Source organism: Desulfosporosinus sp. Tol-M2, from assembly GCF_059735615.1.
The window spans coordinates 31078-55627 of the sequence record NZ_JCAIJG010000036.1 but is presented as its reverse complement, the minus strand read 5'-3'; the positions used below and the strand labels follow the sequence as shown (position 1 = coordinate 55627).

25 protein-coding genes are annotated in these 24550 nt (G+C 40.8%); 10 read left to right on the top strand and 15 right to left on the bottom strand.

Going from position 1 to position 24550, the window contains the following annotated elements:
- The coding region (locus tag AC6I5A_RS01930) for a hypothetical protein (protein ID WP_052167833.1) at positions 1-590 on the top strand (590 nt) is incomplete at its 5' end.
- A gap of 6 nt (positions 591-596) precedes the next feature.
- On the opposite strand, the gene mnmM is transcribed toward AC6I5A_RS01930, so the two are convergent.
- From mnmM to AC6I5A_RS01890, 8 genes are all read right to left on the bottom strand, one after another.
- Positions 597-1178: a tRNA 5-(aminomethyl)-2-thiouridylate-methyltransferase MnmM gene (gene mnmM / locus AC6I5A_RS01925; protein WP_034611084.1), complete on the bottom strand. Its 582-nt coding sequence runs from the start codon at positions 1176-1178 to the stop codon at positions 597-599.
- Between the two features lie 203 nt (positions 1179-1381).
- The gene (locus AC6I5A_RS01920) at positions 1382-1903 is read right to left on the bottom strand and encodes a hypothetical protein (protein WP_034611081.1); all 522 of its coding nucleotides are present in this window, start codon (positions 1901-1903) and stop codon (positions 1382-1384) included.
- 698 nt (positions 1904-2601) lie between these two features.
- Positions 2602-2766, bottom strand: a complete 165-nt coding sequence (locus tag AC6I5A_RS01915) for a hypothetical protein (protein WP_497900423.1) — start codon at positions 2764-2766, stop codon at positions 2602-2604.
- Between the two features lie 170 nt (positions 2767-2936).
- Complete coding sequence (locus tag AC6I5A_RS01910) at positions 2937-3836, bottom strand: permease (RefSeq protein ID WP_034611078.1); 900 nt, start codon at positions 3834-3836, stop codon at positions 2937-2939.
- 24 nt (positions 3837-3860) lie between these two features.
- Positions 3861-4304 carry a MarR family winged helix-turn-helix transcriptional regulator gene (locus tag AC6I5A_RS01905; RefSeq protein WP_497900422.1) on the bottom strand — a complete coding sequence of 148 codons (444 nt, stop codon included), beginning with the start codon at positions 4302-4304 and terminating at the stop codon, positions 3861-3863.
- 96 nt (positions 4305-4400) lie between these two features.
- Positions 4401-4646 (bottom strand): thioredoxin family protein, encoded by a 246-nt coding sequence (locus AC6I5A_RS01900; RefSeq protein WP_034611075.1) that lies wholly within the window; start codon positions 4644-4646, stop codon positions 4401-4403.
- Between the two features lie 65 nt (positions 4647-4711).
- Complete coding sequence (locus AC6I5A_RS01895) at positions 4712-5719, bottom strand: permease (protein ID WP_034611074.1); 1008 nt, start codon at positions 5717-5719, stop codon at positions 4712-4714.
- Between the two features lie 13 nt (positions 5720-5732).
- Positions 5733-6101, bottom strand: coding sequence for an ArsR/SmtB family transcription factor (locus AC6I5A_RS01890; protein WP_034611071.1), 369 nt, complete (start codon positions 6099-6101; stop codon positions 5733-5735).
- Between the two features lie 275 nt (positions 6102-6376).
- Here AC6I5A_RS01890 and AC6I5A_RS01885 point away from each other — a divergent pair, with 275 nt between their 5' ends.
- From AC6I5A_RS01885 to AC6I5A_RS01870, 4 genes are all read left to right on the top strand, one after another.
- Positions 6377-6706 carry an ArsR/SmtB family transcription factor gene (locus AC6I5A_RS01885; protein WP_497900427.1) on the top strand — a complete coding sequence of 110 codons (330 nt, stop codon included), beginning with the start codon at positions 6377-6379 and terminating at the stop codon, positions 6704-6706.
- Complete coding sequence (locus AC6I5A_RS01880) at positions 6703-6876, top strand: hypothetical protein (protein ID WP_497900421.1); 174 nt, start codon at positions 6703-6705, stop codon at positions 6874-6876. Before AC6I5A_RS01885 ends, AC6I5A_RS01880 begins: the two co-directional genes overlap by 4 nt.
- 150 nt (positions 6877-7026) lie before the next feature.
- A complete protein-coding gene (locus AC6I5A_RS01875; protein ID WP_034611068.1) occupies positions 7027-7608 on the top strand; it encodes an HDIG domain-containing metalloprotein in 582 nt (193 codons plus the stop codon).
- 206 nt (positions 7609-7814) lie between these two features.
- Entirely contained in the window at positions 7815-8459 is a 645-nt protein-coding gene (locus tag AC6I5A_RS01870) for an MBL fold metallo-hydrolase (protein WP_034611066.1), read from the top strand.
- A gap of 322 nt (positions 8460-8781) precedes the next feature.
- Here AC6I5A_RS01870 and AC6I5A_RS01865 read toward each other — a convergent pair whose 3' ends face one another.
- Genes AC6I5A_RS01865 through AC6I5A_RS01855 form a run of 3 tightly spaced genes read right to left on the bottom strand, consistent with a single transcriptional unit; the run spans position 8782 to position 12875 of the window.
- Positions 8782-10680 (bottom strand): ABC transporter ATP-binding protein, encoded by a 1899-nt coding sequence (locus AC6I5A_RS01865; RefSeq protein ID WP_034611063.1) that lies wholly within the window; start codon positions 10678-10680, stop codon positions 8782-8784.
- Positions 10677-12404, bottom strand: coding sequence for an ABC transporter ATP-binding protein (locus AC6I5A_RS01860; RefSeq protein ID WP_034611060.1), 1728 nt, complete (start codon positions 12402-12404; stop codon positions 10677-10679). The genes AC6I5A_RS01865 and AC6I5A_RS01860 overlap by 4 nt, the downstream gene beginning before the upstream one ends.
- A gap of 30 nt (positions 12405-12434) precedes the next feature.
- Positions 12435-12875: a MarR family winged helix-turn-helix transcriptional regulator gene (locus tag AC6I5A_RS01855; protein ID WP_034611057.1), complete on the bottom strand. Its 441-nt coding sequence runs from the start codon at positions 12873-12875 to the stop codon at positions 12435-12437.
- A 679-nt stretch (positions 12876-13554) separates the two neighbouring features.
- On the opposite strand from AC6I5A_RS01855, the gene AC6I5A_RS01850 reads away from it, so the two are divergent.
- The 5 genes from AC6I5A_RS01850 to AC6I5A_RS01830 all read left to right on the top strand — a co-directional run bounded on the left by AC6I5A_RS01850 (position 13555) and on the right by AC6I5A_RS01830 (position 18515).
- Positions 13555-14808: a hypothetical protein gene (locus tag AC6I5A_RS01850; protein ID WP_034611055.1), complete on the top strand. Its 1254-nt coding sequence runs from the start codon at positions 13555-13557 to the stop codon at positions 14806-14808.
- Between the two features lie 87 nt (positions 14809-14895).
- Positions 14896-15639, top strand: coding sequence for an ABC transporter ATP-binding protein (locus AC6I5A_RS01845; RefSeq protein ID WP_034611052.1), 744 nt, complete (start codon positions 14896-14898; stop codon positions 15637-15639).
- Complete coding sequence (locus AC6I5A_RS01840; RefSeq protein ID WP_034611050.1) at positions 15608-16360, top strand: DUF2705 family protein; 753 nt, start codon at positions 15608-15610, stop codon at positions 16358-16360. Before AC6I5A_RS01845 ends, AC6I5A_RS01840 begins: the two co-directional genes overlap by 32 nt.
- Positions 16361-16370: 10 nt before the next feature.
- Positions 16371-17798: a sensor histidine kinase gene (locus tag AC6I5A_RS01835; RefSeq protein ID WP_034611047.1), complete on the top strand. Its 1428-nt coding sequence runs from the start codon at positions 16371-16373 to the stop codon at positions 17796-17798.
- 15 nt (positions 17799-17813) lie between these two features.
- Positions 17814-18515, top strand: a complete 702-nt coding sequence (locus AC6I5A_RS01830; protein ID WP_034611045.1) for a response regulator transcription factor — start codon at positions 17814-17816, stop codon at positions 18513-18515.
- Between the two features lie 273 nt (positions 18516-18788).
- On the opposite strand, the gene AC6I5A_RS01825 is transcribed toward AC6I5A_RS01830, so the two are convergent.
- The 4 genes from AC6I5A_RS01825 to AC6I5A_RS01810 form a co-directional block, all read right to left on the bottom strand.
- Positions 18789-20843 carry a heterodisulfide reductase-related iron-sulfur binding cluster gene (locus tag AC6I5A_RS01825; protein WP_034611105.1) on the bottom strand — a complete coding sequence of 685 codons (2055 nt, stop codon included), beginning with the start codon at positions 20841-20843 and terminating at the stop codon, positions 18789-18791.
- Positions 20844-20918: 75 nt separating this feature from the next.
- A complete protein-coding gene (locus tag AC6I5A_RS01820) occupies positions 20919-21908 on the bottom strand; it encodes an electron transfer flavoprotein subunit alpha/FixB family protein (RefSeq protein WP_034611042.1) in 990 nt (329 codons plus the stop codon).
- A gap of 17 nt (positions 21909-21925) precedes the next feature.
- Entirely contained in the window at positions 21926-22693 is a 768-nt protein-coding gene (locus AC6I5A_RS01815; RefSeq protein ID WP_034611040.1) for an electron transfer flavoprotein subunit beta/FixA family protein, read from the bottom strand.
- A 691-nt stretch (positions 22694-23384) separates the two neighbouring features.
- Positions 23385-24533 (bottom strand): DEAD/DEAH box helicase, encoded by a 1149-nt coding sequence (locus tag AC6I5A_RS01810; protein ID WP_034611034.1) that lies wholly within the window; start codon positions 24531-24533, stop codon positions 23385-23387.
- Positions 24534-24550 lie beyond the last annotated feature (17 nt).

The following is a 24550-nucleotide window of genomic DNA, read 5'->3' as shown; positions in this document are numbered from 1 at the left end:
CTTGTGAACCTGGTTCTTATGAATGTCATTCTTCTAAAGAACCTTTAAGTTTGGGTCTTTCTATTATTGCTCCGGTTAGTTCGGTACCGGGAAGCTCTTCGTTTCTTTTCTTCCAACCGCTGATAACGGAAAAAGTATTTGCTTCCGCAGGTGTTCTCATCGCTGCCCAACTTTTCTTGTTTCTTGCTAACCGTTTTTTTGGTCTTGAGTCAATGCCGGTTCAGAAAGGCCCTGTTATATCCCCGGAACAAACTGGGCGAATGACGCCAAGTAATTTACAGAATTTCTTAGCCTTGGTGACCCGCGCCAATGTCCGGCCTTCTACCAACACATCCGCCCCTTCAACCGGTCAAGAAGTCACTGGGATATCCATTGAAACACCGGAGATTCCTCTCGTTTTTGCTTTAACCGTCTTGGGCAATTATACGGATAAACCTTTTTGTCCGTCTATATCTCTTATTTTACCTTTGTTTACTTTTCCGGGCGTGCGAGGAGCCTTACCTTTACTGATCCTGGAACTTCTAACAACTATTTTTGTCCGGACGGTCGTACCGCCGGAAACGACTGGTTCCAAACCATTGACTGAGTGAATATGTTTATTTAGGACATACTCTTTCAACGCAAATAAGTTCAGCTGGGTTATTGATCTGATTAGTTAAGCAAATATTTACTACGTTGTAATCCTTTTGGCTTAATTTTGAGGTATATCTATCCAAAGCCTCTTTTTCCAATTTACCATTTTCGTGTCCTGTATATGTAACTAGTAATATTATGCCATTGGGTTCAAGTATCTCTAAACACTTTTGAACAGCTACTATGGTAGTTTCCTTTGTTGTGGTAATTCCGTGATCTCCCCTCGGTAGATATCCCAGATTAAAGATTACTAATTTAACATATCCTTGTATGTATTTATCAACAAATTGATGATCATCAAGAATTATTTCCGTTCTTTCAAGAAAATTTAATTCCTGAAGCTTCTTTCTTGTATTTATAATAGCAGCTTCTTGTATATCAAAAGCATAAACTTTTCCTTTATCTCCAACCAGAGAGCATAAAAATGCAGTATCATTGCCATTACCCATAGTGCAATCAACCACTGTATCCCCTTTAGACAATTTTAATTTGCATATTGTTTTAGATATTTCAATTGCATTATTAAAAGTATTCTTCGTATTCACCTGTCACCCCTCATATTACCCGTTATTCTTCATATAAAAACCCGAGTTTGCCAAGAAAGCTACCCCCGACAGGTTATTGCGAGGGCAGCGTTGTGGCGAGTGGAAGAATTAAGTTGGATAAGGCATTATCTCATAGTCCATGGTGTGATACAAGTAACCAGAATATATCCCAACGATCCCATGGCAGGATACCACCATGTTTGTTATACAGTTGCGGACATCTTTCCCGAGCGCTGAATTTGTTTTATTTTTCTTTCCAATCTGCGAGGGAACGTTAGATCTTCATTACTGCAAACTAAGACCTTCCAACCTACCTTATTATACTTTTTCAGATTGCACGGATGCTCGGGATCATGAAGGCAAATCAAAAAATCTTCCACTTGGGCCAAAAATATCTGACCCATTAATCTTTTATTCCAATAGACAGTACTTTTTGGAAAGATATTGCTTAGAACCTCTCTAAGGAGATCCGCCTGCTGAGGAACTTGAGTAGTACTGAATATTTGAGAAATTTTAGAGTTGATGGATGTTAATAAAGCAGGGACCTTTCTAAGAGCAAATGGTTCAAGCTCAGTTCCGGCCTTAATAGTATTATTTTCCTTAAGTGCGTTTTCTATGAGATAATCATTCGTGTTAGACATAGGTTTAGCTAGTTCATAGCGTTCTATCTTGGTTATAGCCTCTAACTTCGTGTCAACTTGGGCAAGTGCCTCAGCAATCGCCAACGCGTCCGCATTTGCTTGCGTTCCAGCTTTGGTAAAAGAGTTAACTTGAGCGAGGGCCTCCGCCAGTGCCCGGGCATCTGCTTTCGCTTGTGTTTCCGCTTGAGCGNNGCTTTCGCTTGTGTTTCCGCTTGAGCGAGGGCCTCATCAGTAACGCACTCTATGTTAGATACTTCCATCGGACTGTCGGTATAGCTATCATGAGATTCTGTGCTAATATCTTTAACATTTACAGCAGTTGAATTGCTATTGGAAGCCTCTTTCTTTTGGGTATCAGTGGCTTTCAATATTCCTTCGCGTAACATTCTGTCCATGATAGCTTGGAATGTAGGAAAGTTATTCATAACGCAAGCGTCAGGAAGCTGTTGTTCAATAAGTTGTTTAACCCCATCTGCCAAGAATTCTGATGGGAGAGTTGGGATATCTTTTAATAATGATGTAAGGTTCATGACGATTTGACAACCCTTTTGAAATTCTCCATCTGAATCAACCCCGTTTAATATGCATACCGTGAAAATTCTATCAATGATCTGATTCACCCATTTTCTAATTCGGGGATCATTCTGAAAATAAGTCTCCATGATTATCCACCTCCAGTTAATACCTTGTAAATAACCTATGATAACCTATGCTTGTCACTTCGGAATAAGTACCCAAAAAATATGCCATAGCTTAGGTTAGCTATGGCTAATAGGTATTGTTTAGTCTTTATCTGACGTTGCTGGATCTTTAGAATTTTTGATAGAATCATCTTTATTATCGGCCTTTTCCTCCGGTACTTCTTCTAACTCGAAATCACAACAACCTCCTTTTTCTTTCTTGCCCATTAGCATATCAAAAAATCCCTTTTTCTTTTTGTTTCCCATAATATTCACTCCTTCATAATCATTAAGACTATCGTTATGCTATTTCCCTACAATAGCACCAACTAACTTTCCCCTAAAATCGCCTGCCATTTTTATCCGGTATTTCTTCCTTCCTCTTTTTCATTTTCACTCTTCATAATCTTATTTTCTCCCTTCACATTGTAAAACCTCTATATAAGCATATTAAAAATCAGTCCAGTTACCACGGCTGTAACGAATACAATCAATACAAAAGCAATAATTATTTTTTTCTTAAAAATGCCGGCAAGCATTGTCAATTCTGGAATGGCTATACCAGCACCGCTAATGATAAATGCCATTACCGCACCAATACTTGCACCCTTACCCAATAACCCAAGACCGATTGGAATAGCTGATTCTACGCGAATATATAGTGGCATACCAATTAATGCTACAACGATAACAGCAAATGGATTATCAGGACCTGCAACTTTTGCAAGAAGATTAGTAGGCATATATCCGTAAATAGCCGCCCCAATTCCAACACCGATTATCATATAGATGAATACTCCCTTGAAGTCACCTAAAGCTGTTATAAATGATGCTTTTAGCCTGTTCTTAAATCCTATTGGCGTATCCTCATTTTGATCATGATCACCACCTTTGATTCTCACATTTTTAACTTGATTTTCCCACCCCATCTTGTCAAGAATTGCACCGAAAATAACTGCAAAAGCAGATGTCAGAATTAAGAATCCAACAGCAACCTTCCAACCCATAAATGTTCCAAGCAATATAAATACTAGCGGATCCATCAACGGGGATGAAATAACAAAGGACATAACAGCACCAAAGGGGACTTTTGCTTGTAAAAATCCGAGTGTCATCGGAACAGTAGAGCATGCACAAAAGGGCGTAATCGCTCCAAAAAGCACCCCCAAAATATTGCCCCAGATACCTTTACCTGCCATCCAGTTTTTCATTTTATCCCGGGGTATATACATGAAAACCAATGCCACAACCGTACTAATTCCAATAAACAATACAACAAGTTCTGATATTATCAATGTAAAATATTTAACTGTTTCGATAAATGTATTCAAGAACATTCCCCCCCACTTGATTGTTTACGTTTAGGCTAAATGTTTTTTCTGTTGTAATGCTTTTACCAGTACCTCCAATACATCATAAATATTTTCGATCATCTGGGGTTCCAGCTCATTTAATACATCATCGAGATAGTTAGTATATTTATCCATTATCTTTTTCATTTCTTGACTTCCTTTAACAGTGGTTGAGACACAACAGACCCTACCATCTATTGAGGAGTTTTCCCGTACGACATATCCCTTGTTTTCTAAGCGATTAATGATTCTTGTTGCCCCGCTTTTAGTAAAATTCAGTGCATTTCCTATTTCCTGAATCGAATTATCAGGATTTTCACAGACCTTTTTTAATGCCATGAATTCAACTAATGAAAGTTCTCCACAACACTCTCCATTAATGCCATGACTTCCAAAATACCAGGCTATTTCTTGCAGGTAGTTATAAATATATGGCATGTTCTTGTTTATCACTGGACTTCTCTCCTCATATAATATAGTTGACTCCAGCAACTATATTATATGTTATAATAATTGACGTTGTCAACTATCAAATTTTTTCTCATCTGTCTATTTATTTAGTTCCGCTTGTAATAACTCAATTACGCGAGCTTTATTTGGTACCTTCCCGACTAATTTAACTTCTTCGTTAATCACCAAAGCCGGCGTACTCATAACTCCATAGGCCATAATACTAGCCATATCCTCCACTTTCTCTACCTCGATAACAATACCCAGCTCGGCAACAGCCTCCCGTACTATTTTTTCAAGCTTTTTACAATTTGAACAGCCTGCTCCTAAAATCTTTGCCTTCATTTTTCAAATCCCCTTCCCATTGTAATTTTAATAAACCGTCTTTCTCAAAATTAAACCGCTTTGAGTTAAAACATAAGCAAGTATCCAAAAGCATTGAATGAATACCCAATAATAATAATCCCTATTGTTACCAAGCCTGCAAATATTCCAAGGAGCTTTGTCTTAACAACCGTTTTGAGCATGATCATTGAAGGGAGAGACAAAGCAGTGACTGCCATCATAAAGGAAAGGGCAGTACCCAAACCTACACCTTTTCCTACTAAAGCCTCAGCAATCGGAAGTGTTCCAAATATATCAGCATACATTGGCACCCCGACGAAGGTTGCTATTAGTACGGAATACCATTTATCCTGGCCAAGCACCGCGGAAATTATATTTTGTGGTATCCAGTTATGGATGGCGGCACCAATGCTAACGCCAATCAGTATATATAGCCAAACCTTTTTAATAATATCTAAAACCTGGTCTTTTGAATATTCCAGTCTGTCATGAGTAGTTAATTCATCTTGTTGAATTTCAACCACCTTATTGCTAAAAACAAAAGGTTCAACATATTCTTCAAGCTTTGCCCTACTGATAATTGTTCCCCCAATCACGGCAAGGATTAGCCCGACTATGACGTAAGCAATCGCAATTTTCCAGTTGAATATACTGGCGAGCAAAATTACTGATGCCAAATCAACGAGTGGAGAAGATATTAAGAATGAGAACGTTACGCCAATCGGAAGACCGGCACTTGTAAATCCTATAAAAAGCGGTATTGAGGAACACGAACAAAAGGGTGTGATTGTTCCCAGTAGTGCCCCCAGTATATTTGCAGATTGTCCCTTGTATCTCCCAAGTATGCTCCTTGTTCTTTCTGGCGGAAAAAAGCTTTGTACATATGAGATTGTAAAAATCAATACCGCTAACAGAATGAATATTTTTACCACATCGTATATGAAAAAGTGAATGCTGCCACCCAGTCTTTCCTGCATGTTTAGTCCAAAAACATTTTCTACTAAAAGTCTAACTAAATTAGAAAGCCACTCCATTCTAAGCAGTTGGTTGTTTAACCATTCAAATATAGACAAAGGATCATCTCCTTTACTTTCTTCTTTGCGTATTAATTTTATCCATACCACATTGGCTCAAATATTGTTCTTTATCCATAAGCCTGCTCTTATCTAGGATTAGCTTCGGGTATTCGTTTAAATTATCCATAATGTTTCTTATTGTACTTGTAAAAACGAAATTTTCGGTCTTGAGTTTATAAAATACAAATTTTTCTTTTCTTTCATCAATGACAAGATTCAAATCCCTGAGCCTCGATAGACTCTTCGATACTTTAGGCTGAGAAACATTCAGAACACCACTAATTTGACAGACACAGAGTTCTTCCTGGGCTAAAAGAATTATGATTCGCAGTCTGGTTTCATCCGATAATATTTTAAATATATTTATTAACTTGTTCATTGTCGCTTCCTTTCCAGATCGAATAATCCATTTAGATTATATATATGCACATATGTGTATATCAATATAATACTCCTTGCTAATATTATTAGCAATATGAATTTTGTTAAAAATACCCGGACAAAAGTGATAAATACATGGTCGTTTGCGTTTAGTAAATTGTAGTGCATCACCATATTATGAATTCATAATATGCATTGACATTTATCGATATAAAGATTATTATATCCATAAAAACATATCGTTAAGAATAGATATGAGGTGTTTATATCATTATAGAAAATAGCTATGAAAATAACGCCAAAGTATTTAAGGCGCTTTGCGATCCCAACCGGTTAATGATCATCGAAATGCTTCAAAGCGGCGAAAGGTGTGCCTGCGAACTTTTAGAGAATTTGAATATTGGGCAATCCACCTTATCGCACCACATGAAGATACTATGTGAATCAGGACTTATTAGCTCTCGCCGTGAAGGAAAGTGGATGTACTATTCCTTAGATATGAAGGGCTGTGAGAGAGCTAAGAATTTGCTTAATGAAATTACAAAAGTAAAAGAAGCTGTCATGGCCGGATATATAATAATAGAAAGGGACCTGGGTTCATGAAAAATGAAAATGAACAAGTAATTGAAAACAAGCAAGCTGAAATAAATTCTGGGGAACTTCCAGAAGAAAATGCTGACAATAAGAATGAAAAGGTTGGCGAAGTTATCTCTGAAAAGGACTTCACGGCTGGTAAAAAGAAATTACTAAAAATAGGTGCCGGTCCCGGTTGAAAGAGCGGTTGATAGTTGTAAAACTCCCGGTCTGGGGGTCCATAGAGACCAATCCTAACATGAATACTAGGTAATAACGACTGATAAGGTTGACATCAAAGGTATAAAAGATTAGTATTTTTTAAAAAGAAACAAAAGAGGAAATTAACCGTGGAACAGAACATACCGACAAGAGAACAAGCCTATGATCTTTTTTCCAAGTACAATAAAAATAGCAGCCTAATCATGCACGCACTGGCAGTAGAAGCTGTTATGCTTCATTTTGCTGATATTCTTGGAGAACTCGAAAAGGAAAAGTGGGGCATCATCGGGTTGTTACACGATATCGATTACGAAATGTACCCTGAACAGCACTGCCTAAAAGCCAGGGAAATACTTATGGAACACAACTGGCCCGAAGACTATATCCATGCTGTGCTAAGCCATGGCTGGGGGATATGCTGCAATGTTGAACCGCTTCATAGGATGGAGAAGATTCTATTCACAATTGATGAATTAACTGGTTTGATTGCAGCTACAGCTATGCTGCGACCAAGCAAGAGCATTCTTGATCTTGAACCTAAATCTGTTAAAAAGAAATGGAAGCAGAGAAACTTTGCTGCAGGTGTAAACCGTGAAGTCATTGAGCAGGGTGCAAAAATGCTGGATATGGAACTTGACTATATCATCGGAGAAACAATCAAAGGTATGCAAAATGTAGCTGAACGTATTGGATTAAAAGGAGAACTATAATAAGTTCTCCTTTCTGCATACGATATGTGATTTTGAAGTGTCAAATCCGCTTGAGGATTTACACATTGTTCCCGCTGCGGTAATGATCGTATTAATTATACGCCCCATCTATGGCAAATGTTGACATGTTGTCCGTAAATCGATAAAATTAATGTAATAATCTGTTTGCTGTTAAGACTTATCATTTCAAAGAAGAGGTGAGAAGATTGAACATTCGTTGGCTTGGTCATTCCTGCTTTCTGTTTACCAATCAAGAGGGGCTGACGGTTCTGACCGATCCATTTGACGAGGATGTCGGGTACCCGGTGCCCCATATCCAGACGGACATTGTCACTGTAAGCCATCACCACTTTGATCACGATTCTGTCCATGTACTTCCAGGGAAGCCTCAAATCGTCGACGGAGAAGGCCCACACAACTTTTCCGGTCTGTCGATTCAGGGCACAGCAACATTCCATGATGCCGCACAGGGCACAAAGCGGGGCAAGAATACCCTCTTTTCTTTCACAATGGATGGCGTACGCATTGTCCACCTGGGGGACCTCGGGCACCTTCTTACCCCGGATCATCTTGCAAACGTCGGAAATGTTGACATCGCCTGTGTTCCGATCGGGGGATTCTACACCATCGATGCGGAGCAAGCCTATCAGGTGGTACAGCAACTTAACCCCAAGATCGTTTTGCCCATGCACTATAAACTGAACAAAAAGATCTCGCTGCCGATTGAAGGGATCGACCGATTTCTTGCATACTTTGCTCAGATCAAAAGGGTAAAAACTCTGGACATTTTCTCTGCTTCCCTCCCTCAAATCCAGGAGGTTATCGTGTTAGAACTTTCTGCAGCCAGATAATGAATTAACCCAAAAACGTGCATTTTTAAAATGCACGTTTTTGGGTTATCCGCTCGGCAACTCCTGACATTGCCTTTATTCATGACCGCATGCCGGTTATTCTAACAAAAGATATTCAAGGAGTGTGGTTATCTGAACACATTGACATCCAAGATGTAATACGTTGCTCCGTAGAAAATTTGATATATCAAGATGTTTATTAGGGCGTCTTTAATGTTCAATTCAGCATTATTTTGTTATAATTTACATTTGTTTGCCCATTGTTTACTAACGGACTCACGCCCCATTCAAACTCATCGTCAATGACTTCGTGAAGGGACCTTTATACTACCTTTTTGTTCAAATTTGCTCCTGTGAACTGACTGTTATAAAGATCTGCATAGAAACCGTTCTGAGCAAGAAGCTCAATATGGTTACCCATCTCGATAACACTTCCTTTGTTCATAACCAGTATCAATTCTGCGTCTCTAATCGTAGAAAGTCTATGCGCAATTACAAAGCTAGTTCTTCCCAGCATAAGTTCAGTCATAGCTCTTTGAATATATACTTCTGTCCGTGAGTCAACACTACTTGTAGCTTCATCAAGAATTAAGATAGCAGGATCAGCCAGTATTGCCCGGGCAATCGTCAGAAGTTGTTTTTGACCTTGGGAAATATTGGAGGCTTCCTCATTTATAATTGTATTATAGCCATCAGGAAGAGTTTTAATGAAGTGATGAGCATGAGCAGCTCTTGCTGCTTGCATAACCTCTTCTTCCGTAGCACTTTCCCGCCCGTAAGCTATATTCTCCATGATAGTACCGTTAAATAGCCAGGTATCTTGAAGCACCATGCCGAACATACTGCGTAAGGCACCACGCTTGATATCTCTGATATCAACTCCATCTATCGTGATTTTACCAGCATTTAGTTCATAGAAACGCATCAGTAGATTAACCAGTGTCGTTTTACCCGCACCAGTTGGCCCAACGATAGCGATTGTCTGTCCCTGTCTGACATCAATATTCATGTTTCTAATTAGGGGTTCTTCTTCTTTATAGCTGAAATCTACGTTTTCAAATCTTACCTCTCCCTTAGGGAAGGCGATAACTTTGGCTTCAGCTCGATCCGGTAATTCTTCAACCTCATCCAGAAGTTCAAAGACACGCTCTGCAGAGGCTACAGTTGATTGAATAATATTAGCTATATTGGCAGTCTGAACAATTGGCATAGTGAATTGTCTGGAATACTGAATAAATGCTAGAATATCTCCAATAGTAATGATACCCCTGGTTGCAAATATACCCCCGACGACACAGATAATAACATAGCCCAGATTGCTGACGAATCTCATTAAAGGCATTATTACGCCTGATATAAACTGTGCTTTATAGCCGGCAGTATAGAGTTTTGCATTAATCGTATTAAAGGTTTCGATCGAATCACCCTCACGGCCAAAGGCCTTAACAACTTTGTGCCCGGTATACATTTCTTCAACATGCCCATTAAGTTCACCCAGTGATTTTTGCTGAGCGGCAAAGTGTCTTTGAGAGTGTTTGGCAATATTCATAGTTACCAGAACATAAAGAGGTAAGGTTAATATAACAATAAGCGTTAATAGAGGGCTAATGGATAGCATCAAAATCACAACACCAATAATTGTTACAGTAGAAGTAATCAGCTGGGTAAGACTTTGCTGGAGCGTGGTTGAGATATTATCAAAGTCGTTGGTAACACGGCTCAAAATTTCGCCATGTGTTCTGGCATCAAAGAACTTAAGAGGCAAGCGTGAAAGCTTTTCGTCAACTTGCTTACGCATATTATAAACCGTTTTTTGGGCAACTCCAGCCATAATATATTGTTGCAGATAACTGAATGCCGAACTAATAAAATATAATCCTAAAAGAATCAATACTATCCGACCAATATACGTGAAGTCCATGGTTGGAACAGGCTGATGCATCTTCAGCGCCATCATTTTGGTGCCAAAGCCTTCTGCTATTTTTGTCACCGCCTTACCCATGATTTTGGGGCCAAGAATACTAAAAATTGTGCTTAAAATTGCAAATATAAACACGGCAATAAATTTAATTCTCTGCGGCTTTAAATATCTCAGTAACCTGAAAAGTGTCCCCTTAAAATCCTTGGCCTTTACTACCGGTTTTCCGAGGGATCCTGCCGGTCCCCCTGATCTTCCACCAAAACCATTTTTGGATTTATCAACTTTACGTTCTTCACTCAAGCTAATTCCTCCTCTGAAAGCTGCGAAGCTACAATCTCACGATATACCTTACAGGTATTTAACAGTTCTTGATGCGTTCCAATGCCAGAAATCTGTCCGTCATCCAAGACAATAATTCTATCTGCATCCCAAACTGTTGAAACACTTTGAGCAATAATAATAACCGTAGCATCTGCAACTTCAGACTTAAGAGCCGCCCGTAGTTTGGCGTCCGTTTTAAAATCCAGGGCGGAAAAACTATCGTCAAAAATATAAATCTTGGATTTTCTGATTAAAGCACGAGCAATCGAGAGACGCTGCTTCTGTCCTCCGGAAACATTAGTTCCCCCTTGGGTAATAGGATGTTCAAAACCTGCTTCCATCTCTAAGACAAACTCCGTTGCTTGGGCAACCTGTGCCGCATGCATAATCTCTTCCAGAGTAGCATCTTCTTTGCCGTATTTTATATTTTCGGCAATAGTACCCGAAAAAAGTACTGTTTTTTGGGGAACATAACCTATCTTAGCCCGAAGCGTTTTCTGACTCATTTCCCGAACATCGACTCCATCAACTAAAACACTGCCACTTTCAACATCGTAGAAACGGGTAATTAGATTAATCAACGTGGATTTACCTGAACCAGTCCCTCCAATAATTGCTGTCAGTTCACCGGGTTTTGCGCTGAAAGATATATTCTTAAGAGCGGGTTGGTCTGCGCCAGGGTAGCAAAAGGAAACTTCCTTAAATTCAACAGTACCTTTCTCACTATCAGCTATTTTTGACTTTTCGGGATCAATAATGTCGAGGTCTATTTCAAGTACTTCATTGATTCTTACTGCCGAAACCTGAGCACGAGGTACCATAATAAACAACATTACCAGCATGAGTAAGGAAAATAATATTTGAGTAGCATATTGAATAAAAGCTAAAAGTGAGCCGATCTGCATAGTTCCATCTTCTATTCTAAGAGCGCCAAACCAAATAAGCGCCACAGTTGTTAAGTTCATAATCAGCATCATGCCCGGCATTAATACGGCCATGATGATATTGATCTGAATTGCGTTGTTCATAAGGTCCCTGTTGGCATCATCAAAGCGCACTCTTTCTTTTTCAATGCGATTAAAAGCACGTACGACTCTAATACCTGTAAGATTTTCTCGTAAAACAAGGTTTAATTTATCTATCTTTTCCTGCATTACCTTAAACAGGGGTAAGCCCCTTTTTAAGGTAACACCAATGATGCAAAAAAGGATTGGAATTACAACCACAAGTACCCAGGCTAACGATGTGTCCTGTCGCAAGGCCATAATAACTCCGCCAATACAAGTTAAAGGCGCAACAATCATCATACTGAGAATTAAAACTGATACTTGCTGAATTTGAGTTACATCATTGGTCGTTCTTGTAATCAGTGTGGCAGTCCCAAATTTGTCAAACTCATGCAAGGAAAAACTTTCAACTTTAGCAAAAATCTTTTCACGCAATATTTTGCCAAAGCCAACGGCTGTTTTTGAGGAAAGATAGGTGGCTACAATTGCGCATAAAGTTACTCCTGCTGCAATGAGTAACATAAAACCACCAATTTTAAGAATGTAATTAATATCTTCATTCACTAAACCTATATCAACAATATCCGCCATAAGGGTCGGTAAATAGAGGTCCAAAAGAACTTGCATAAACAGAAGTATAATCACTCCCGCTATATGTCCTGTGTATTGTTTTAGAAATCTAATTAATTTAACCACAGTTTTCTCCTCGTAATCTATCGTTAAAGGTTACTTATCAGAGTCACTCAAGAGTTTTTTAAGAGTATTAAGACCTTTATAAATAGTATTAAGGTCTTCTGAGGTACCTTGATTCATTATGTTTTCTATTCTTTCCTTAAATCTCTTCCGAAAGTGTTGATGCGCTTCCTTAAAGTGAGGGGAAATACTTACATAAACAACTCTGCGATCCTCTTCACTTCGTTCTCTGGCCACTATTCCTTGTTTTTCAAGCCGGTCAACCATTCCCGATACCGTACTATTCGGTAAACTAAGCTTACTGCTGAGTTCGGTTATCTTGATCCGATTTTCCTTACTTATGATGCCAAGTACCATACCTTGCAGCACAGTAATACCTGAATTCTCAAATACTTTACCCATACTATGCTTAAAGAGGATCATTACTTCCTGAAAAAGGCTTGCTACTTTCGTGCTATTATTAAGGTTATCCATTTCTGCCTCTACCTCCATTCCCCAAATTATTTCGTTTAAGTTGTTTCGAAGGCGTATATTTCATATACGTATATTTCATCTATGAAATATATTACTCTATAAGTTTTCAGGAGTCAAACTATAAATTTAACAGCAAAAAGAAAAGGGGATACTTTAGGGCAGCTTAATATTCACCAGAGCCTGGCGAGAAGTTTATACTTTGTTTATAAGTTGTTTAGGGAAACTTAAGATCAATGGGGTAAGATATCAATAAGGAAGCTTCTTTGGAAACGCCCACAGCTGAATCCGATGGGATACTTCTACCCAACCACCTGCATTTGCTGTTTTCAAAGAGCTATGATGCCTGACTCTATACACAAAAAGGGAGGTAGAAAACGGGAGCCGCCTTCATCCCACGATTAAAACCGCGGGCTACCGGCTACATTTTCGCAAGTATGGAAGAAGCCAAAATGATATTAGCCATAATTGTAATATTTGCAATCTTTATGGCAAACTTCCTTTACGGAGTATGGATTACTCGTCGCTAGCAGAAAAGCAAGTAAGACAACGGACCCGCTGCAGTCGATTTTTTTTATACTTTGTTTAGAGACTGTTTAGAGACTGTTTAGAGAAAATCAATACCAATAGGCTAAAATATATATTGGAAGCTTCCAAAAATACACTAAAGGGGATGAATGGATTGAAATTTAAAAAGAAAACGGCCATGCTGGTAAGTTTTACGTTAGGAACCCTGTTAGTAGCGTCGACAGCACTGGCGGACATTGTCAACAAGAGTGGGTATGACCAGTTAAAGGATGCTCTTAAAGTGACTGCCGGGCAGTGCAGCGAGAAATTTGACAGTTTTACGATGGATATCTCAGCGGTGATAAAGGATAATGAGAAAACATTGATGACCGAAAACACAATTTCTAAATATGACAGAAGTAAGGATGCCTCGGAAAGTATTTCGTCCGGAGAAAGTATACGTGGAGATAAAAACAACTCTCACACATACTCGGACAAGACTTGCAATATACGAGTTTCAGAGGGTGATCCGACCTACTACGTAACGGAGTTTACTGAACAAAGAGATATAGGAGTATTTTTTTCTAATCCTTTTAAGGAAGAGTATGCCGATGATTTTGAAAAAATCGCGGACGCTGTCATCGGGGGACTGAAAGACCATGTGGTAGTCACGGAAAATTCCGATGGCAGTCTGGGGCTGGCAGGCTCTCTGACTGAGCTGCAAATACCGTCTTTAGTCAATGCTGTGGCTTCGTTACAGATGAAACAAAAGTTTAATGGCGATCAAAATAATCCGCCACGTCTTACCGAGGATATTTTTGTCAAGGAAGTAAAAGGTACAGCGAAAATTAACAAAGACGGCGTGATGGAGAACATCTTGGGGAGCGCAGTGCTGTCCGGTAAAGATGAGCAAGGAACGGTTCATGATATAACGGTTGAGATTTTGGCTACACTATCAGACATAAACTCCACAACAGTAAATAAACCCGATCTGACTGGCAAGAAAGTAGTTAAAAACATTGCCAGGAATGAAGGTCCAGGCTATGAAATCTCTAATCCGGAAAAATTTGTCGGCAAGTTTAAAAACGACATCCTGATCGAAAAAGACAACAAGTTTGTCAAAGTCGGCGAGAGGTGTATTGAGATCACGCAGTTTGATAATCAGACGGTCACGGGGCGATATTACGAGGTGTATAAGCCGGGATTTGAAGCATACGCCACCACGCAACGCGATTTCAAATTTAATGCCCAAAAGCCTGACGAGAAGAATTTTTCAGGTTTTGATTACACTACGGAATCCGGGAGTAAGGGAAACTTATACTTTGAACAACGTGCCGGGAAAATACATTTAAGTGGCAACCCCCCTTTGCCTGCAAGTGATTTGGGCGATTTAATCTTTGATTATAATTTCAGTCCGGATCTGGAGTAAGATTATTAATAGAAGTAAATCAATAAGTAGATGGATCACTGCCGGGTATATTCCCGGCAGTCGCCTTAAATTTCAGGGAGGCATGAGATGGAAAAAATTATCGAGCTTAAGAACCTGACCAAATTATTCAAAAATGGACGGGGGATTAAGGATATTAGTCTGGACATCTTTCAAGGAGATATCTTTGGTTTTCTCGGTCCGAACGGAGCAGGGAAAACAACGGCCATGAAAATTATGACCGGACTGATGCGACCGGATTATGGGGATGTGAAAATCCTTGGCTATAGTGTGACGGAAGAGTATGAATTGGCAATGGCCAAGGTTGGCTGTCTGATCGAAATCGCAGAGTCTTACGCTTATCTTACGGCCTTTGATAATCTGAAGCAGTCGGCCAGGTACTACCCTGATGTGGATCACAAAAGGATTGATGAGGTCCTGGAGCTAACGGGAATGCTCAAATATAAAAATGAAAAGCCCAAAAAGTTTTCGCTTGGGATGAAGCAGCGCCTGGGTCTGGCAGCAGCGATATTATCCCGGCCTAAGGTCGTTATTCTTGATGAACCGCTGAATGGTCTGGATGTCGAGGGAATGATCCATATTCGCAAGCTGATTCAAAATTTAGCAGAACAGGAAAAGACCACGTTTTTCATATCCAGTCATTTGATCCATGATGTAGAGTTAACCTGCAACCGCATCGGGGTAATCTATAATGGAAAAATACTGAATGTTGATAGTACACAAAATATTTTGAGCAACTACGCGACACTGGAGAATTACTTTGTAAGTGAGGTAGAGAGAAATGGCCGTGTTTCAAGCTGCGCTGGTGAATGAAATTGAGAAACTCTATAAAAAGAAAAAGGCCTTAGTGGCCGTTTTGCTTTCTCTTGCCGTGATTGTTATCGGGCAATTGGCTATAGTTGGGGTGAGAAGTGGTTTTGGTCTGCGCGGGGCGGGAAGTGTGGAGTTTCCCTTACTCGTATTGGCGGTGGTTGTCAACAGCATCCTGCCGCTTTTTACGGCCTTAGTCGCCATTGATAGTTTCTCAGGGGAGTTTTCTCAGAATAGTATGCGCATCACCTTAACTCGACCGGTGAGCCGTTTAAAGATCTTTTCCGCTAAGATCGCGGCTGTTATTATTTTCATCTTGGCCACGCTTTTATTATTACTGATTTTGTCATTATTGGCCGGGTTTATCTTTAATACTAATTCAGCAAGCTTGGGTTCCTTGGTCAGGATGGTGATCTCCTATTTCGTCAGCTTGTTCCCGATGATTGTTTTGGCTTTAGGTATTGTCCTTTTAGCGAATCTTTTAAAGAGTGGGATATCCGTTTTTTTCGTATCCGTCCTGGTATTTATTTTCTTAAGTGTCCTCGGGGTGGTCTTTTCGCAGTATTCCAGCTTATTGATAACGACGCAACTTAACTGGTTTAATTTATTTCTGGTAAACTCTTTTCCACTTGAAAAAGTTGTGAGGCAATTTCTGCTCATGCTGGGATCTGGTATAATGTTATTTACAGCAGGGTTTTACCTATTTGATAAAAAGGAATTCTAAGGGTGACGTTATGAACCTCAAAAAACGTTTGATTTTAGCCAATGCCTCAACAGTGATTATCCCTATGTTGATTACTGTGCTTATCGCTTTGGCTTCTCTTTATGTTTTCGGCAAATTGTTGGGTATGGATCTGTCATTCGAAAATTATCAAAAGCTATCCCAAATCAAGTTTGAGCTCCTGTATAGTGAAAGGAATATTTTGCATCACACTCCGGAGGTTATAGAGGAAGAAAGCTTTCAAAAGCATCTCCAGGAACAACTCGCCGAAATTAATGGGGAGCTTATATTGATTAAGGATGAAGAGGTTATTTACTCGTCGCGCAATTTCAGTAAGATAGATGTGGCCAAGTCTTTGGAAGCAGGAAAGATGAAGGTGGGAAGAGAACCTGTCCTCATCGGAGAAGTATCATATACTATTCAATTGATTGAGCTTAGGTTAAAGGATGGCACTCCGGGGAAAGTGCTGCTCCTGGCGCCGATGGGTCGCTCGGTAACAAATTTAACAGTTTTTCTGGTGTTAATCGGTGTTTCTTTTCTCCTGGCCTTTCTGGTGACAAATATCGTTATTTCCTATCAATTTTCGCGTAGTATTTTACAGCCGCTTCATAATTTACAAACTGCGGCTGCGGAAATTAGCCGAGGAAATCTTGATCACCCTATTGTTGAAGAAGGAGATCAAGAGATTCAAGCGTTGTGCCGTGATCTTGAACTAATGCGCCTCAAGCTAAAAGACTCCGTGCACACACAACTGAAGTATGAAGATAATCGTAAAATGCTTATTTCCAGTATTTCGCATGACTTAAAAACACCTGTGACCTCAATTAAGGGCTACATAGAGGGGATCCTGGACGGAATAGCGGATACTCCTGACAAAAAGAAGCGCTATTTAGAAACCATAGCTTTAAAGGCTTACCAAGTCGACCAAATGATTGATGACTTACTCCTTTATGCCAAACTGGATTTAAAGCAGCTTCCCTACGAGTTTGAGAAAACCGACCTTGAGGAGTATCTTTTGCTCTGTTTATTAGAGAGTGAATCAGAATTGGACAGCAGTCGGATCAAGATCTCGCTTCATAATGAGTTGGTTCAAAAACAACATGTCTTGTTGGATCGGGAGAGAATGAAACGAGTGATTATGAATATTCTGGATAATTCTCGCAAATACATGGATAAAGATCAGGGCGAAATTAAAATTCATTTAAGAGAAACATCAACCAGTCTAATTATTGAACTGCGTGACAACGGTTCGGGGATCAACGAAGGGGATTTACCGCACATTTTTGATCGCTTCTACCGTTCAGATGCGGCTCGCAGTAAAGGCAGCGGTCTGGGGCTGGCGATAGCAAAGCAAATCATAGAAGGTCATAATGGTAGAGTATGGGCTGTTAGTCACGGGGAGGAGGGGACCAGTATCATGATCTCGTTAAGTAAAGCATGATAACTGGTCAAAGAAATGAAAAAGAAGATCTTGATTATTGAAGATGATCTCAGCATTGCTGAATTACAGAAAGACTATCTTGCAGTCGCCGGTTTCGATGTTAACGTGTGCGCTAACGGCCTGGAGGGCTTAAAAATACTTCAGGAAAACGAAGTTGACCTTCTTATTTTAGATATCATGCTCCCGGGGATAGATGGGTTAGAAATCCTGCAATGCATGAAGGAAGACAAAGATATTCCGGTGCTCTTAGTTTCAGCCAAAAAGGAAGAAATTGATAAGATAAAGGGACTAAGCCTGGGTGCCGATGATTACATTACAAAACCCTTTAGTCCAGGCGAACTGGTCGCCAGGGTAAAAACTCATCTGGAGAATTATGAGAGGCTAAAACAGCGCTTTGGCGAAGGGGCTAAGAAGGGGAACGTCTTGACAATCCGTGGCCTTAAAATAGAAAAAGACTCCCATCGAGTCTTTGTGCGTGGGCAGGAAGTAAGTTTGGCACAGAAAGAATTTGGCTTACTCTTGTACTTAGCCCAAAATCCGAACAGAGTCTTCGGGCGTGAGGAATTATTCGAACGAGTCTGGGGGCTGGACGCTTTAGGAGACTCCGCCACCGTTACTGTACATATCGCTCGACTGCGCGAGAAAATCGAAAGTGAACCATCTAATCCCCAATACGTAGAAACGGTTTGGGGAGCAGGGTATCGCTTTAGGGTATAGCTTGCTTTATGCTAATTATAATTATAAAAAGCCAAATCCATAATAACTCCCCAATGATTTTACCCGCACATTTCCTGACGGGTGTGGAAATAATCAATCATCCCTCAATGGATAATTATATGTACATAACTTATAAACAAAGTATAACCTATTCGCTGCATATCTTCTGTGAAACATGAAAATGCCCCATGAAAATCCATGGGGCATCACAGCGCTTAGCAGCATAGGAGTAATTGTTCTCGCTATACAGAATAAAGCAATTAACTCAGGAATCTACATCGCCTTTTCCAAAATTTCAGCAATATCTAAAGCCTTGATCTGCTCACCGGCTTCACGTGCGGCAATTCCGTCAGCAATCATCGTGAGGCAGAACGGGCAAGCAGTACCGACCATATCAACATTGATCGCGATAGCTTCGTCCGTACGCATTTCATTAATACGCTGCCCTTCGTTTTCTTCAAGCCACATCCGACCGCCACCGGCACCACAGCAGAAACTCTTCGTACCTGTATGGGCCATTTCCCTAATTTCTAAGCCCACAGTCTTGAGCAATTCACGTGGTTGAGCGTAAATCTCATTATAGCGACCCAAATAACAAGAATCGTGGTAAGTGACCGATTTCCCGCCGCTTTGAGAGAGCTTAAGCTTGCCTGATTTGACTAGATCGGAAAGGAATACCGCATGGTGAATAACTTCAAAATCTCCGCCCAACTGTGGATACTCATTCTTCAGGAAATTAAAACAGTGCGGACATTGAGCAATGATCTTCTTGACTCCATAGCCTTTCATGACTTCGATGTTTTCTGTAGCCAAGGTGTAGAATAAATATTCATTCCCTAATTTACGAGCAGAGTCGCCGCAGCATTTCTCTTCATTTCCCAAGATAGCGAAATGAACTCCTGCCGCTTGGAGCAGCTTAACCAGGGCAGCGGAGACTTTTTGATTGCGTGCATCGAAGGAGCCTGAACAGCCGGGCCAATACAAATACTCTGCCTCAGGATCTTCTTCGAAGGTTTTAACGCCAAGGGACGTCAGGAAATCGGCACGAGTGCTCCAACCAATACCCCATGGGTTACCGTTATTCTCCATGTTTTTGAAGGCCAATTGAGCTTCCGAAGGGAACCTGGTTTCCATAAGCACCAGATTGCGGCGCATATCAATAGTCTTATCGACATGTTCCACAAAAATAGGACATTGTTGTTCACATGAACGGCACGTCGTACAAGCCCAAAGGTCTTCTTCTTCAATCACTTCGCCGATAAGCGCCCGACCGGTCCACTCTTCAGCTTCGCTTGCCGCAGCAGCTTCAGTATCAGCATCCGCATCCGCAACCTGAATATTTCTTGGCAATTTTCCTTCAGCAACTGCAAGAGCTGTTTCCTGCATAAGAACCTTCATGTCCTGAATAATTCTTTTTGGGCTGAGATGCTTGCCACTCAAGTAGGCAGGACAGTTATTCTGACATCGTCCACAACGAACGCAGGCGTCCGAATTAAACCATGTTTTCCAGGAAAACTCCCGCACTTGGCTTTTCCCAAAAGTTTCGAGACTCTCATCTTCAAAGTCAATCGGCTCGGGAATCCCAATCGGTCCACGTTTGCGCATGAATTGATTGGCCAAACCAAGAAAGATGTGGAAAAATTTGGAATATGGAATATAAGCAATAAAGCCCATCGCGACCAACATATGGAACCACCAGAGAAAAGCATGCAGTGACAAAATTTGCGCTTCATTAAAATTAGCCGTAAGAAAAGCTGCTATCCACTGCCCAACAAAAGTAAACCCAGCCCACGGATCCGGTATTGAAGCAATCCGCGCGCCTTGAATAAGAAAGCCGGTAAATAAGATCGTAAATAAGAGAGCAAGGGCAATACCATCCTCCGGTTTATTATCTAAACAATCCGGTTTGAGGATATAACGCCTATAGGCTGCAACCAAAATCGCAATCAAAGCAAGGAGTCCGAAGATACTCGTTGTTAACTTAATAAAAAGATAAAGATAGCCATTAAAAATGTGTATCCCAAGATCCATGTCTAAAACAATTATTGCTGTTGCAAAAAAGAAAAATACAAACCCTAAAAAAATTCCCAAGTGTATTAATCCGGGAAACTTCTCTTTGAGAATCCGCTTGTGGAATATGCCGTAAATTAACATGTCTACGATTCCTTGACCAACACTTTCAGTACGGTTTTCAGGTTGCCCTAATTTCCACAATTGTACGTGTTTATATATACCATAACCACAGATAACAAGCGCAATAATCATGGGTATATAAACCAGTTCCCTGGCCCCATGGATAGTATTCCAAAATAGAGGCCGCGTTGCGATTGTGTAATCCATTCGTTTTTCTCCTTGTCCTATTAGCGAAGCGCCTTTGGATGGCGCTTCGCTAAATGTTATTTATTATTCACTGACTAGTTTTTTGAACTCTTGGGTTAAGATGGGTACAACTTCAAAAAGGTCACCAACAATACCATAATCTGCGACATTAAAAATATTTGCTTCGGGGTCTTTGTTAATAGCAACAATAAACTTTGATGATCCCATGCCGGCGAGATGTTGGATTGCTCCGGAAATTCCGCAAGCAATATAAAGAGTTGGCGCAACCGTTTTTCCGGTTTGCCCAACCTGGAACTTCTGCTCTTTCCACCCGGAATCTACTGCAGCCCGTGAAGCTCCAACTGCTGCGCCGACGACATCGGCAAGCTCTTCCAAAATTACATAATTTTCCGGGCCCTTCATGCCGCGTCCGCCGGAGACAATAATGTTAGCTTCTGTAAGGTCTGGACGCGCCGAAGCGGCAATAACAACTTCCTTAACAACAGCACGGAGGTCAGCGGCATCGATATCCGCAGTTTCCTTGACAACTTCTGCCTGGCGAGAAGCATCAGGTGCCTCTGCAGCGAAGGTATTGGGTCGAATCGTGGCCAGAATCGGCCGAACACTCGAGGAAACATGAGCGAAAGCTTTACCTGCATAAATAGGACGTTTGAAATTCACGAAGTTATTCGGGTCCATTTCCATTCCCGTGCAATCTGAGGCTAAACCGACGCCCAGACGATGAGCTAATCGTGGAGCAAGATCTTTTCCGATGGCCGTATTACCTATCAATACTACCTGCGGCTCTTCTTTACGGATAAGTTTGTTAAGCACAGAAGTAAAAGCACCGGTCGAATATTCAGCTAATTTCTCATCATCAATGAGGATGACTTTGTCCGCTCCGGAAGCGGCAACAGTCGCTGCGAGTCCTTCAATACCCTTACCAAGTACAACGGCTACCAAGTTTTCGCCTGTTTCATTGGCTAACTTTCGCCCTTGGCTGAGAAGTTCTAAGGATACTTTACGAATCTGTAAGTCACGTTGCTCGACAATAATAAAAATCCCTTTTGCCATTTCTCTAATTCCTCCTTTTACAAAACCTTAGCTTCTTCACGCAAGAGACGTGCAAGTTCCTGAGCAGCTTGTGCAGCTTCACCGGGAATTACCTGCCCAGCTTTGCGAGCAGTAGGTAAACTAAATTTATCCACGTTCATTTTCGGAGCTATATCACCGAATCCAAGATCAGCAAGCTTCATAGTTTTTAACGGTTTTTTCTTGGCTTTCATAATTCCCGCAACAGAAGGATAACGAGGTTCATTTAGACCTTTTTGGGCAGTTATAACAACCGGTAAGCCGACTTCAATAACCTCTGTTCCGCCGTCAATTTCACGGGTCACAGTCGCTTGGGTTCCATTAACGTCAAGTTTAAGAACACTGCTGACCGAAGGAATATTTAAGCTTTCTGCTATACGAACAGCGACTTGACTGGACCCATCGTCAATTGCAATACGGCCTGCCAGGATAATGTCATACGGTATATCGGAAACCGCTTTAGCCAGGACCTCAGCATTGTTCCATTCATCAGAATTATCCAGTGCCGGATCACTAACAAGGACGCCTTTATCAGCCCCCATCGCCAAGGCGGTGCGTATGGCTTCTTGAGCACGTGCCCCCCCCAAACTGACAACAGTAACTTCGCCGCCTAATTTTTCTTTCAGTTTAAGCCCCTCTTCGATAGCGAATTCATCGTATGGGTTGATAATCAAATTCACCCCATTGGCGTCAATTTTACCGCTACCATCCAGTACAATTTTAGCCTCGGTATCAAATGTTTGTTTGATAAAAACTACGATGTTCATGCTTTCTCCTCCTAACTTTTCCTAGTCTGCTCAAAAGACATTTAATGAGAAAATCTATCTTGGACACCTCCCTGAAAACCAAGGAATTGGTATCTCCATGTAACCAGCCCATAAATCAGCTAGCTGCAGATAGCTACCAGTTCTGCACCTGGAACAGCTTTAAGAAGTTCCCTTGGAGCATCGTAGCCCTCAATATGACGGCCCAGGTAGCAAAGATCATGAAATTCGACTTTTTTCGTCAGTTATCCTGCTATGAAAAGCTTGCTTCCTTAACGAAGGGAACGTTTCTCCTGCCCCCCTGACCAAGGGTTACCGTTCGCCTGAAAGCCTCCCACTTTTGGACAACTTATCCTACATAAGACTAACATTAAATTCTTATTGAGTCAATATTCATAATTAGAAAATATCGTAAAGCAGACTTAATTTTCGATAAATTTCATTGGCATATTATGTCATAATTGCTAATTATATTTTCCCCTGCAGCAACCGGCTTTTTTGGTGTAAATCAATTAGTTAGGATTAGGAATTTAAGAATGCAGCCGATAGCTATAAGAGCGGAGAAAACAAACGTGCATCGGATTCTTTAATACGGTTTGATAACGGACGCAATTTGTACTCTTCCAACTTAAGTTCTTTACTGTCGGCAAGATCTTGATGGGAGTCTTGTTCCGGGCGAAGTGCAAATGCACAATCATCTTATTCTTGGGTCAACTATTTTTCCTTGGTACATCTCCTTATGGTTAATGCTTATTTCGAACATGCCTGCCAGCCTTTTTATATAAGGAGCCTCTTTGAAGTTCACAATGGATATAGCTGTACCGCTTTCTCCAGCCCTGCCTGTTCTTCCCACCCGATGAAGATAAAGCCCCGGATCTTCAGGTAGATCGAGATTAAAGATATGGGTGATCCCTTTGATATCCAGCCCTCTGGCAGCCAGGTCCGAAGCCACCAGCAAGCTTATCTTTCCACTTTTAAATTTATCCATCGCTTTCCTGCGGTTAATCTTGCTCGCCCCTCCGTAGATACCTTCTGCTTCCAAGCCGTGAAATTTAAGTTTTTCCACCGTTTTTTCAATTTCTTCACTTTTATTAATAAAGATTACCGCCCGTGGGGGGATAATCATCCGAACCAGCTTTCTGAGAACTTCAATTTTATCTCTTTGTTCAGCTAAAAAATACATATGCGAAATGGTCGTGGCAATCATGATCTTATCCGTAACCCGAACAACTTCCGGATTTTTTAAGAGTTCCGAAGCCTGTTGCAAGGTAACTGGGGGTAAGGTTGCCGAAAATAATAAAAGCTGTGTCCTACTTAATGTTGTCTTGATAACCGCCTTAACAGTCTGTGAATTATTTTCATCAAGTAAACGATCCGCCTCATCAAGAACCATCGTCTTGATTGTTTGTGATGAGATTTTCTTCTTTTGGATGAGCTCAAGGATTCGACCGCTGGAACCCACAATAATATGCGGTTTTTCCTTTAGTTTTTCTATTTGCCGCGTGATATTTACATTCCCTATGATTGCCGCCGATGTAACTGCTAAACCAGAATTACAAGCCAAAATTTCAATTACTCGTTGAATCTGGATAGCCAGTTCATGCGTCGGAGTAAGAATCATAGCTTGCGTTTCTCTCTTCAAAGTATCAATCTTCTGAAAAATCGGGAGAAGATAGGCCAGTGTTTTACCAGTACCCGATTCCGATTGCCCCACAACATCCCGAGTTTCCAGGATAAAAGGGATCGTTTGTACTTGGATCGCTGTAGGCTCCACGATACCTTCCCGTTTCAAAGCTGCAACTAAAGATTCGTCGAGTCCGAATTGGTCAAATGCTGTTTGCATTGCTTATCTCCATCCTT